Origin of the sequence: Flavobacterium kochi, assembly GCF_048286715.1 — a bacterium.
GTDB lineage: Bacteria > Bacteroidota > Bacteroidia > Flavobacteriales > Flavobacteriaceae > Flavobacterium.
Genome location: NZ_JBLVPW010000048.1, coordinates 1 through 13,485, shown reverse-complemented (window position 1 = coordinate 13,485; position 13,485 = coordinate 1). Strand labels below are relative to the sequence as shown.

Sequence of the window (13,485 nt, the reverse complement as noted above, 5' to 3'; positions counted from 1 at the left end):
TACTTTCAGAAACAGTATCGGGATGGATTTTAATGATTTCAAAAGAAAAGACATTGAGCCAACTGTAAGCAATGGGTTTGTTAACAGAAGTACAAACAGTTTGACTTTTGATACCAATAAATATTCAAGTTTAACAATTTCAAATACTTTAAATTATAATTTTAAAATCGGAAACCATAAAATTGGAGTAATTGTAGGTACGGAATCAATTAAAACCGATTTGAATACTTTAATTGCGCGTGCAGAAGGGTTTGCAGTGGAGACAGAGTCCTATTTTGTACTTTCTGCAGCAACAGGTGCCAGAACCTCTAATGGTTTTTCTACAGGAAGTAGACTGCTTTCTCAGTTTAGTAAAATAAACTATGCGTTCTTGGACAGGTATTTGGCTACATTCACCATAAGGAGAGATGGTTCGTCTAGATTTGGAGAAGACAACAGATATGGAATTTTTCCAGCTGCCACTGTAGGTTGGAAGATTAATAACGAAGATTTTTTCAAAAATATAACAAAGGTTTCAAATCTTAAACTACGTGTAGGTTATGGAGAAGTGGGGAATCAATCTATTGGAGATAATGCTCGTTTTGGGCTATATGAAGCGCGATACGGGCCGAATCAAAATGTATATTTTCCTGATTTTTTCAATATCTATTATAATGTTGGAACTGCCTATGATTTGAATGGGAACAATACCGGAAATTTACCTTCTGGTTTTGTATCGATACAAGCCGCTAATTCAGGGCTAAAATGGGAAACTACCAAAGAGGTTAATGTAGGTCTTGATTTTGGTTTTTTCGGAGATAAATTATCCGGTTCATTTGATTACTTTTCAAGAAATACGATTGGAATTTTGATTAAACCACCCATTGCAGCAGTTATTGGAGAAGGAAAACAGCGTTTTTTGAATGGAGCTTCTACTCAAAATAGAGGTTGGGAATTTACATTGGGATATTCAAAAATATTAAAAAATGGATTAGATTTTAATGTTTCGACAAATTTTGGAGCAACAAAAAATAAAATTACAGATTTACCTGCAGAAGCTAGGGCGGCCTATCCGGGGACAGCTGCAAACTCCATAATTGGTCATTCACAGTTTGAAATTTTTGGTTTTAAAACCGAAGGATTATTTCAAAGTCAGGCAGACATTGATTCCCACGCGACCCAAATAGCTTCAAGACTGGGGGGTATTAAGTATGCTGATCTCAATGGTGATGGTGTGATAAATTCGGATGACAGAACTTTTATAGGTTCAACACTTCCAAAATTAGAATATGGCATTAATATTAGTTTAGCCTATAAGAATTTTGATTTTTCTGTTTTTGGTTCTGGTGTAGCACGAAGAATTGGAGTTGATCCTTATATTTCCTGGAACAATTTTGTTCAGGGTAGAGAAAATGCAGGCCCCGGAACATTAAATGCGTGGACGCCAGTCAATACCAATACAGATGTGCCTTCTCTTTCTTTGGTAAATAATGATACACAAACTTCAGATTATCTTTTTAGAAATAATTCTTATTTTAAAATTAGAAGTATGCAAATTGGATATTCTCTTTCTGATAGTTTAATGGGTAAAACAGGATTCATAACGAAATGTAGAATCTATGCACAAGGAGAAAATCTATTCTGGTTTACTCCAAAGGGCTATATTGGTTCCGATCCAGAGCGCACAGATGTTAACAGAATACCGGTGCCTACTACTTTATCATTAGGTGTAAACTTTAATTTTTAATCAATTCTCATGAAAAAACATACTAAAATAGTTGTCGATTTCTTGTCAATCCTATTTTTGGTATCCTGTAGCTCAGATTTTTTAAATTATGAACCTACCGGAGTATTGTCTCCTACTAGTGTGGCGACAGCTGAAAATGCGGATGCCCTTGTTAACGCAGCATATGCTGCAATTGGGAATGATGAAATGGTGGGGCCAATAACGCACCAATGGGTTTATGGAAGTGTACGATCTGATGACGCTTATAAAGGTGGAGGTGGTCGAGGCGACGTTGACGTTATTGACCGTTACGAACAATACAATCTAACTATCCCGGATTACGGTGATTTGATGCTGCCTAGAACCTGGACGAATCATTATAAAGCGATTTCAAGAGCCAACTTTGCTTTGTCAGTTATTACTAATTTATCAGATGCAGATTATCCATTAAAAAAAGTGAGACAGGCGGAGTTGCGTTTTTTAAGAGCACATTCTCATTTTATGTTGAAATTGCTGTTTAAGAAAGTTCCTTTTATAACAGAAGATTTGAATCAGGAACAGATTCTAAAAACTTCTAATGATTTGTCAAATGAAGATTTGTGGAATAAAATTGCGGATGATTTTCGTTTTGCATTCGATAATTTGCCGCAATCACAGGATCAGGTGGGAAGGGCTGATAAAAATGCAGCAGCAGCTTATTTAGCAAAATTAAGATTGTATCAGGCTTACGAACAAAATGATACCCATCAGGTTATAAGTATTAATGCAGCCAGATTACAAGAAGTTATTGATTATGCGGATAAAGTAACCGGAAGTTTAGAACCGGACTTTGGGAATAACTTTCTAGATGGTCATGATAATGGATCAGAATCTATTTGGGCCGTTCAGTTTTCTATCAATGATGGTACCAATACAGGAAGAGTTAGTTTTGTAACGGGGTTAAATTCTCCACACGGTACGCCTCTTTACGGATGTTGTGGTTTTCATATGGCAAGCCAGAATATGGTAAATGCATTTAGAACAGATGCTAACGGTTTGCCGTTATTGGATACTTTTAACAATGCAGATATTTTTAACACCATTGATGGGAATGGAAATGCACCACTTGCCGCAGGCGCAACGGTTGACCCTAGGATTGATCATACAGTGGGAGTTCCTGGAAGACCATTTAAATACAAAAATACACTGAAAACTACCGGTGATATGGTTTACAAATTCAGTTGGGCCAGAGATCCTGGAGTTTATGGATACTTTGGAAATATGAAAGAGCAACAATCCCCTGATTGTACCTGTTATGTGAAAAATGGGCCATTCATTGGTACTTCAAAAAATGTTGATTTTATAAGATATGCTGATGTGCTATTATTTAAAGCAGAAGCATTAATACAATTGAACAGATATACTGAAGCATTGCCTATAATTAATCAGGTTAGAGCAAGAGCTGCAGCCAGTACAACAATGCCATTAGCGGCAGGAGCTTCAAATGTTTATAAAATTGCCACATACGCTTCTTTTCCTTCAAAAGATTATGCTATGAAAGCACTTATGTTTGAAAGACGATTGGAGTTTGGAATGGAAGGTCCTCGATTTTTTGACCTTGTAAGATGGGGTAAAGCGGAACAAGTTTTGAACGCTTATCTTGGTGTAGAAAAAACAAAAAAAGATTTTCTTTCCAATGCGCATTTTACTGCGGGTAGAGATGAGTATTATCCAATACCTCAAAGAGAAATTGATTTTACAGGAGGTTTATACAAACAAAACCCTGGGTATTGAAAATGAGGTTAATAGTAAAGGATTAGTATTTTAAATTAGGCAGGAGGTATCTTTTGAAATAGTCTCCTGCCTAATTTAATAGCAATGTTAGTTACTTCAAATAAATAATAGTTAAATAAGGCTCGGGGCTTAAAAATAAAACTCCCCAGATAAGTCCATTCAACTATAGCGTCAACTAGTTTTGTGTTACACCATCAATTTTTAGTATTGTAATTGCTCACTTTTCTAAATGATTAATTTTTAACCTTGGATAGATGCTCTCTATAAAAAATTGTTCTCAGAAACCTTGATTTAAAAACCTGATATGGGAAAATAAATTGTAAAATAATGTATATTTGTTTAATACTTTAAAATATCATTTGACATTTAAAAATGATATGTGATTTCTGCAAAAAAACTAATTATTAATGCAATTGGAGTCATTCATAAGTCTGAAAACCTACTTGGAACTTTATACAAATAGTATATTCTTAAGATTGTTTTTACCGACATGAATTTCGAAAAATCAACTACAACAATAGCTATTAATTATGCTAACTATTATATATTAATAATCCATAAATCGTATGTCAAGAAGAGTTTGTTTTGTACTGCTGGCAAGTTTTTTATATGTATTGAATTCCTGCAAATCATCTGATAAAGATAAAAAAGAAGTCTCTATTGGATTTTCACAAAGTATAGATCATGATATTTGGAGAACATCGATGGACCATGCGATGGAGGTCGAAACTTCACTTCATCCAGAGGTCAAGCTGAGAATTTATAATGCCAATCGTAAATCAAAAAAACAGATTCGAGATATTGAAAAATTTATCGAAGACAAAGTAGATGTCATCATCGTTTCTCCTTTTGAATCAGACTCTATTATTCCGGTAATAGAAAAAGCAAATGCAAAAGGCATTCCTGTAATCATAGTGGATAGAAAAATAAATTCTTCAAATTACACGGCTTATTTGGGAGCAGATAATGTTGAAGTAGGACGAATTGCCGGGAAGCATATTGTTTCATTATCAAAAGGGCATGCAAATGTGATTGAAATTAAGGGGGCTTACACTACATCTCCTGGTTTAGAAAGAAGTCTGGGGTTTAGACAAATCGTGAACCAATATCCGGGAATTAAAGTAATTTCTTTAGAAGCGCAAAATGATGAATTGCCTAAGAATGAGTTTGTGAAAGCTTTGGATAGTTATTCTGATATTAATTATGTCTATGCCTATAATGATGTAATTGCATACCAGGCGTGGTCAGTAGCTAAGCAGAAAAAGCTGGAAAAGAAAATAAAATTTATAGGAGTTGATGGAGTTAATGGTCCAAACGGAGGGATTCAATTGGTTAAAGATGGCGTTTTAGAAGCAACCGTTTTGTATCCAACTGGTGGTAGCGAAGCTATTAAGCTTGCATTGAGGACTGTAGGGAAAGAGATTGTTCCCAAAAATAACAAGCTGAATACCATATTGATCGATTCTCTTAATGCGGATATAATGAGCAATCAATTTGATAAAATAACAATTCAACAATCTGATATTGAACAACAACAAAGTGTTATAAAAAATCAGGAAAAGAAATACTCCACTCAGAGCAATCTTCTGAAACTTTTAATTTCTTTATTTGTAATTGTGCTGAGTTTGGCGCTATACAGTATTTATTCCGGAATCACAATTCGTCGTAAGAAGAAAGAATTGGAAGAGACCAATAAAAAAGTTGTCAGTCAAAGAAATGAAATTGAAAAATTTTCTGAAGAACTAAAACAGAGTAATGAAGCAAGACTCAATTTTTTCACCGGTTTGTCTCATGAATTCAAAACGCCGTTAACGTTGATATTGAGTTCTGTAGAGTCATTGGGAAATGAATTTAAAAATAAAGGGGCTTCCGTGAATAAAGAAATTAATCTGATGTATAATAACTCCAGAAGATTACTCAGGTTAATTAATCAATTATTGGACTATAGAAAAACAGAGGATCAAAAATTTACTTTGAGAGCATCAAAAACTAATATTTTAGATTTTTCGAAAAGTATCATTGGTGATTTTGACAGGGAGGCAAAGAAAAGAAATATTGATTTTTCACTGACAACTAACAATCCGGAACTGGAAGTTTATATAGATCGAAATCTAATGGATAAAGTCTATTTTAATTTGTTGTCAAATGCCTTTAAATTCACTCCTGAAAAGGGTAAAATTTCGATTGCAATAAAAGAAAATAAAGGCAATGGTACCGTTAAAATTTACTTTAAAGATTCGGGTATAGGGATTCCGGAAAATGAGGTGAAGGAGGTTTTTAATGCTTTTTATCAAGGTTCAAATAATTACAGAAATAGTTCTGGAATAGGACTTCATTTGTCAAAAAGTTTTGTCGAGCTGCACAAAGGAAAAATAGAAATTAATTCAAAAAACGGTACAGAATTTATAATTACATTACAACTGGGAAAAGAGCATCTTGATGAAAAAAACATCATTAAAGAGCCAATTCTGGATTTTGTCCATGAGCCGGACTATCTGGATTCGGAGTTGATCCAAAGTACCGAACCCAAAAACACTGAAGACAGGTATTCGATACTGTATATAGAGGATAATAAGGAGCTTTTAGATTTTGTGTCTCATAAATTCTCATCAGAATATACTTTTTTTGCATCTGACGGTACCGATGCAATTGAACGAGCATTGGAGTTAATTCCGGATATTATTATCTGCGATTTGAATTTGCCGGAAAAGAATGGCTTTCAAATTTGTGAAATACTCAAGAAAGATTTAAGAACGTCGCATATTCCCATTATCATGCTTACCGCTTCGGATGAGCAGGAATCCTATTTAAAGGCTTTAGAAAGTGGAGTTGATATCTTTTTGACAAAACCTTTCAACTTAAAAGTACTGGCTCAATCGATAAAAGGATTGCTCTTTAACAGGGAGAAACTGCGGTTTTACTATACCAATAATATTTTAAATATTGAGGATGGTGATTTTGGTGTTTCTGAACAGGATTTTCTAAGAAAGTTAAATGATCTTATTGAAAAAAATATGGATAATTCTGCCTATACTGTTGAAGATCTTGCGCGAAATTTAACTATTTCGCGGATACAACTGTATCGAAAAGTAAAAGCGATATTGGGAATTAGTGTCAGCGATCATATTAATAATATGCGATTGGATAAATCAAAAGAGTTGCTGAAAAAGTCGGATTTAAACATTTCAGAAATTGCTTATGCAATTGGTTTCTCCTCGCCAAATTATTTTTCAACCTCCTTTAAAAATAAATTTGGGGTTACCCCTAAAGAATATAAAAGTAAAAAATAGATTTTTTCTGCCGAACCGCTTTCTTCTTAATAAGATCGTGTAACATAAGTGTAATTTAGGTAACATGAAGCAACTACAACGAAGTAGTTGCTTTTGTTTTTTATATGTAATACGTTGGTTTTCATTGTGTTATTTCATTTTTGAAGAATTTTAAAAAGCATTGTATAAAATCGTAGGATTCTTATAACAAAAACTGATTTTTAAAAATATCTTAGGAATTGAAATTTTGGATTGAATCACAATTAATTTTTTGTTTGATTTCAAATTTCATCGGCGAAAGACTTGGAGCGTTTTTCATTTCTTTTAGTCGATTCATTTTCTGAATAAAAAATTAATCTGAGATTATCGAGTTTTTTGTGTACTTAATAGATCTCGCAAACCATCAAAATATGAAACTAAACCTTACGTTCTTTTGTCTTCCGCTTTGTTTTGCATTATTTTATAATTGCAGTAAAGATGACAAACCTGGAAATCCTATAGTAGAGACAAATGCTCCAGCTTGCCAAACAGCCAATGAGTCAGACAGGGTCTATGCCACTTTCTTTAAACCAACCATAGGTTGGGTTGGTGATCCCATACCCTTTTACGAAAATGGAGTGTTCCATATTTTCTATTTGCAGGATGACAGAAATACATTGCCAATATTTCATCCCTGGCACAAAGTGACTACAACTGATTTTGCGTCATTCTCAGCCAATAGTGAAATGATCACTACCGGAACGGCTACTGATCAGGATGGAGCATTGGGGACAGGATCCGTTTTTAAATTGAATGGTGTTTATTATGCTTTCTATACCGGGCATAACGGAAATCTTGATCCTAAAGAAAAAATTATGCTTGCAAAGTCTACCGATTTAAAAAATTGGACAAAAGACCCTTCCTTTTTGTTGCAGGCTTCCTGGGGATATGATCGCAATGAATTTAGAGATCCAATCGTGATAGAAGATAAAAGTACAGGAACGTATAAAATGTTGATTGCGACACGTTCCGAGGTTGGTTTAGTGTCCGATAGTAATGTACCATGGCGCGCAGTAATCGCTCAATACAGTTCAACCAACTTAAGAGATTGGACATTGGAGAAACCATTTTATGAGGATGCAACTACCTTTATAACGGAATGCCCGGACGTATTTATTATGGGTGATTATCAATATTTAATTTATTCTAACATAGATGATCGCATGGTACACTATAAATACCGTCTGCTGGCATCTAATACCTGGACTACTCCTGTAAACAATAAGTTAGATGGGATTGCTTTCTATGCCGGAAAAACAGTTACCGATGGTATAAAACGCTATATAACCGGATGGTGTCCTACCAAAAATAAAAATAGTGACGCCGGTATTTTTGATTGGGCTGGCTCGCTGGTAACACATCGCCTTGTCCAGCATTCAAATGGAACATTAGGCATTACGATACCAGATGGTGTAAACAACAAGTTTACTATTAATGAAGCTTTAAATTCGACAATAGGTTTTGGAAGTACCAAAAATGGAGATGCCTATACATTGAATGGCAACGGGGCTGGAAAACCATTTTCAGTATTTGACAGGAAAACGGGCGCATTTAAAATTAAAGCACATATAAAAGCGACATCATCTACTCAATTTGGTTTTGAATTTGGAGCCTGTGAAACACGAAATGAAGTATTTGCCATTGTATTCGATTTAGCCAAAAATCAATTACGGTTAGATAAGGTTATAAAAAACGCCTCTTCATTAAATTTAACGCAGCTCCCACTCAATGTCCCGACCAGTAAAGAGTTTGATATTACAATCATTTCTGAAAATTCGATATGCGTTATCTACATTAATGACGAAATGGCTTTCACAAACCGTATCTATAAAATGAATCAAAATCCTTGGGCTATTTTCGCAGACAATGGGGAAGTAACTTTTTCAGATCTAAAAAGTTTTAAATAACAATGCTACATAGTAAATTCACGATAGCGTTTCCAATCTTTATTGGGGTGTTTATGTGACTAAAGCTCAGTAAAGAAATAGATTCAGTTCGTTTGTTCAGTACGTTTTTTAAAAGCGCGTTGATAAATGCGCTTGCGTTTCCTCTTTGCTTCATAAGATCAGGACCATCAAAATCTAATTTTGATGGTTTTTTTTTGTGGAAAAGGGTAGGCAATAATCGAAAAATCAGATGAAACCGGTCAGGAAGAAGGTGTTAATTACGATGGTCTTTTCATTGAAAATAGCCGTATTATGCCAGAACGGAGAGAGCGCCTTAGTGGCTTTCGGAAACCAGCGTAGCGTACACGAGGTGGTGAGAGGAGACCAAGTTAACGCTTGGCTTTGTCTTCTGCTTTTAATTACGCTGTTGCATTACAATGCTTTAGTCGTTGGATTTAATTCTTCAATATGTCAGTTCATTTTCTGGGAATAGATTTATAAAAATGCTGTAGGTTGGTGTTATTTTGTATTTCATTCCCGTAATTTCTTTTAAAACAAGGTAATGGTGTGAATTCCTTATTATATTCATTTTTTTTATCGATTATTTTTATACTTCTTCTAAAAATAAATTTAAAATTTTACTAAATGAATAAAATTGATCAAATTCATTTTTCTTTAATTGTGGAACAGCCATTATTTTTTAAAACTGGCGTAACATAATTATAAGAAGCGTAACATAATCAAACTATAACGAAATAGTTGTCGGTTTGTTTTTAAACGTAATTCCCTTAAAAACAAGCGTTTATGTGTTTATTTGTGATTCCATAGCAGTATTAAATAAGATTGTAACATCCTCAAAATACAAGCAAAACATTTGCGAATATCTTAGCAATCTAATTTAATATTTTTTGATAATGAAAAAAATTGTTGTTTGGTCTCTGATTGCTTCACTAGCAGGGTTTCTTTTTGGATTTGATACAGTTGTTATTTCAGGAGCTGACAAAAAGCTACAAGCTTTATGGAATTCCTCTGATGCTTTCCATGGAACAGTGGTCATGGGGATGGCTTTATGGGGTACTGTTTTCGGAGCAATATTTGGAGGGATACCAACTAATAAACTAGGAAGAAAGAATACATTATTATGGATAGGAATTCTATTTTTCATTTCTGCGATTGGTTCTGCTTGTGCAAACAGTCCAATTGTTTTTGCTGCCTTTAGATTTATTGGGGGTCTTGGTGTTGGAGCGTCGACAATTGCTGCACCAGCCTACATATCTGAAATTGCGCCGGCAAAAGATAGAGGTAAACTGGTTGCTTTCTATCAATTTAATATTGTTTTAGGAATTCTGGTTGCTTTTCTTTCCAATTATTTGTTAAGAAACATGGGTGAAAATTCATGGAGATGGATGATGGGCGTGCAGGCAATTCCTTCTTTTATTTATACACTTTGTATTTTTACAATTCCAAAAAGCCCAAGATGGTTGTTGTCTAAATCTAGAAATGATGAGGCTAAAAGTGTTTTGCAAAGAATGTATCCTGGTGATGATGTAGACGGATTAATTTCAGAAATTCACCTTGATAATAATTCAGTTACTGCCAATGAGAATATTTTTCTCAAAAAATACCGTACTCCTTTAATACTAGCTTTTTTTATAGCCTTTTTTAACCAGTTGTCAGGAATTAATGCCTTCTTATATTATTCGCCTAGAATTTTTCAAGAGGCAGGCTTAGGGGAAAGTACCGCTTTGTTAAGTAGTATCGGTATCGGTGTAACTAATTTAGTTTTTACCCTAATAGGTGTTTTTCTAATAGATAAACTAGGTAGAAAAGTCTTAATGTATATTGGTTCAATAGGATATATTATTTCTCTTAGTCTTGTAGCCATGGCTTTCTTCTTTCATTGGCAGGGAATGGCAGTTCCAATCTTCTTGTTCTTATTTATTGCTTCACATGCAATCGGTCAGGGAGCAGTCATTTGGGTCTTTATTTCAGAAATTTTCCCAAATCATCTTAGAGCGTCAGGGCAAGCTTTTGGAAGTACAACGCATTGGATTTTAGCGGCAATAATCCCATCTCTAATTCCATTTTTGTTTTCAACAATAGGTCCTGGAGTTGTGTTTTTGTTTTTCGCTGTAATGATGGTGTTTCAATTAGTGTTTGTCGCAGTTTTAATGCCAGAAACCAAGGGAATTTCTTTAGAAGAATTAAGTAAAAAATTAATAAAAAAACAACGTTATGAACAAAGTGTATAAAAAAAGAGGTTTAGGGGTAATCTGCTGTGTAGTGGGATTACTGACGTTATTTAGTTGTAAAGAATCTTCTCTTTTAGATAAGAAAAATTATTCGGAGGAAGAACTATATAGACCAAATTTTCATTTTTCGCCAAAAAAAGGTTGGATGAACGATCCCAATGGGCTGTTCTATTATAATGGATATTACCATCTTTTTTATCAACACTATCCGGATTCAAATGTATGGGGACCAATGCACTGGGGACATGCTGTAAGTAATGATATGATCACTTGGACCGAAAAGCCAATTGCTATTTCTCCAGATGAAAAAGGATACATTTTTTCGGGGAGTGCTGTAGTTGATTTGAAAAACACTTCTGGGTTTGGTAGTTTAAGTAATCCGCCTATCGTAGCCATGTTTACCTATCATGATCCGATAAAAGAGAAAGCAGGGACGCCAGGTGTGCAATCACAGGGAATTGCTTATTCGCTGGACGAAGGTTTGACTTGGACAAAATATGATAAAAACCCGGTGGTTAGTTTTCCAAGTATTAAAGATTTCAGAGATCCTAAAATGACTTGGGATAATATTCATCAACAATGGTTAATGGTTTTGGCAGCAGGAGATAAAACGATGTTTTATACCTCAAAAAACTTAAAAGACTGGGAATTGCATTCTGATTTTGGTAAAAATATTGGGGCTCATGGCGGTGTTTGGGAGTGTCCGGATTTTTTCCCTATGCTTGTAGATGGTTCCGATGACTATAAATGGGTGCTTTTGCAAAGTATAAACCCTGGAGGTCCTAACGGAGGCTCGGCAACGCAATATTTTGTTGGAGATTTTGATGGTAAGACATTTACCCTGGATGAATCTTTTTCTCAAGATTTGAAACAGCATAAATCACTTTGGATTGATTACGGCAGAGATAATTATGCAGGGGTTACCTGGTCAAATATATCAGAGACCGATGGTAGGAAGTTGTTTGTAGGCTGGATGTCCAATTGGCAATATGCGGATAAAGTTCCGACGGAGAAATGGAGAGGAAGCATGACACTGCCAAGAGAATTAAAACTTATAAAAACAGGAAATCATTTCAGGGTTTCTTCTCAACCAGTGAGAGAATTACAAAATTATGTTTCGAAGACCATAAAAAAAGAGGTGCTGAAAATTAAAGAGAAAAAAACCGTGTTAATTGATAAATCACTGGTTGATTTATCAAGATTAGATATTCAATTTACGTTGAAGAACCTGAAAAATGATGTCTATACTTTTTCACTTTCCAATAATGCTAATAACACCATAAATTTTGGCATCAATAAAAAAGACAAGTACTTTTTTATCGATAGAAAAAAATCGGGGGATTTGTCTTTTTCAGATGCTTTTGCAAAGGAAGTTTCTAAAGCACCATTTACCGAAGATTTTGATAAAATGGATGTCAGAGTAATTATTGATAAAACCTCAATCGAAGTATTCTACAACAACGGGCAAACAGTTATGACCGAGATATTTTTTCCTGAAAAACCAATGGAAACATTTTCAGTCACTAAAGAAAATTTCAATTTCACTATTGAAAATTTAACAATTAACCAACTTAAATTTTAACTAAACTATCTAAATTATGAAACGAAAAATCATCCTCTATTTAATTTTAATGGGTTCCTTTTTTTCACTTACGGCCCAGAACATAGGGATAAAGGGAGTGGTGACCTCTTCAGAAGACGGAATGTCACTTCCAGGAGCATCAGTTACAGTCTCCGGTACAAAAATTGGTACCACGACCGATCTGGATGGAAATTTTGCACTTAACAAACTAGACAAAGACGCTACTTTGATCATTAGTTTTACTGGTTTTACAACTCAGACAATTAAACTTAGCGGTCAAGAGTCCATACAGGTTGTTTTAAAACCGGAATCAATAAATTTAACCGAAATTGTTGTAGTAGGGTACTCGAAGGAACGAAAAGTAGACGTAACGGGAGCCGTTACGGTGGTGGATTTAAAACCGATTACCGGACAAAGTATGAGCTCTGGAAATGCGATGCAGGCTTTACAAGGTAGAGTTGCCGGATTGACCATTGAAAAATCGGGTGACCCAAGTGGAGCGAATAGCAGAATTTTAATCAGGGGAGTAAGTACGCTGGGAAATACAGATCCGTTGTATGTGATTGACGGGGTTCCTACTGTGAGACCGGAAGTATTTGCCAGTTTAAATCCAAGCGCTATAGAATCTGTTCAGGTATTGAAAGATGCTTCTGCTTCTTCTATTTATGGGTCTAGAGCTGCAAACGGTGTTATCATTGTAACAACAAAAAACGCTGCTAAAGGTGGTGCAACGAGCGTTTCTTATAGTACGAGCGTCTCTGTTCTTTCTGAGAAGAAGCAACGCTATAAAATGCTGAATGCACTGGACAGAGGAAAGGTTTTGTGGCAGGCTTCAGTTAACGATCATGCAGATCCAGCTGGAGGGTATGGCGAAATATATAATTTTGACTGGAATAAAGATTTTAATAATCCAGTGTTAAACAGCGTAACGGTTAAACCTTATGTAGGTGGTAATACCAATGTGCCGGTAGGAGATACA

Annotated in this window: 7 protein-coding genes; all 7 read left to right on the top strand. The window is 34.9% G+C overall.

The annotated features are described in order from the left end of the window. Positions 1-1,726 (top strand): SusC/RagA family TonB-linked outer membrane protein (locus ACNQGH_RS21365; RefSeq protein WP_417958046.1); only part of this gene is annotated, 1,726 nt, incomplete at its 5' end. Between the two features lie 9 nt (positions 1,727-1,735). After that, positions 1,736-3,478 (top strand): RagB/SusD family nutrient uptake outer membrane protein, encoded by a 1,743-nt coding sequence (locus tag ACNQGH_RS21360; protein WP_417958045.1) that lies wholly within the window; start codon positions 1,736-1,738, stop codon positions 3,476-3,478. A gap of 566 nt (positions 3,479-4,044) precedes the next feature. Continuing rightward, a complete protein-coding gene (locus ACNQGH_RS21355; protein WP_417958044.1) occupies positions 4,045-6,768 on the top strand; it encodes a substrate-binding domain-containing protein in 2,724 nt (907 codons plus the stop codon). 389 nt (positions 6,769-7,157) lie between these two features. Then, on the top strand, positions 7,158-8,693 hold the full coding sequence (locus ACNQGH_RS21350; RefSeq protein WP_417958043.1) for a glycoside hydrolase domain-containing protein: 1,536 nt from the start codon (positions 7,158-7,160) through the stop codon (positions 8,691-8,693). Between the two features lie 893 nt (positions 8,694-9,586). Next, positions 9,587-10,924 carry a sugar porter family MFS transporter gene (locus ACNQGH_RS21345; RefSeq protein WP_417958042.1) on the top strand — a complete coding sequence of 446 codons (1,338 nt, stop codon included), beginning with the start codon at positions 9,587-9,589 and terminating at the stop codon, positions 10,922-10,924. Continuing rightward, positions 10,908-12,506: a glycoside hydrolase family 32 protein gene (locus tag ACNQGH_RS21340; RefSeq protein ID WP_417958041.1), complete on the top strand. Its 1,599-nt coding sequence runs from the start codon at positions 10,908-10,910 to the stop codon at positions 12,504-12,506. Before ACNQGH_RS21345 ends, ACNQGH_RS21340 begins: the two co-directional genes overlap by 17 nt. A 16-nt stretch (positions 12,507-12,522) precedes the next feature. Next, positions 12,523-13,485, top strand: a 963-nt coding sequence (locus ACNQGH_RS21335; RefSeq protein WP_417958040.1) for a carboxypeptidase-like regulatory domain-containing protein, incomplete at its 3' end; no start/stop codon positions are given.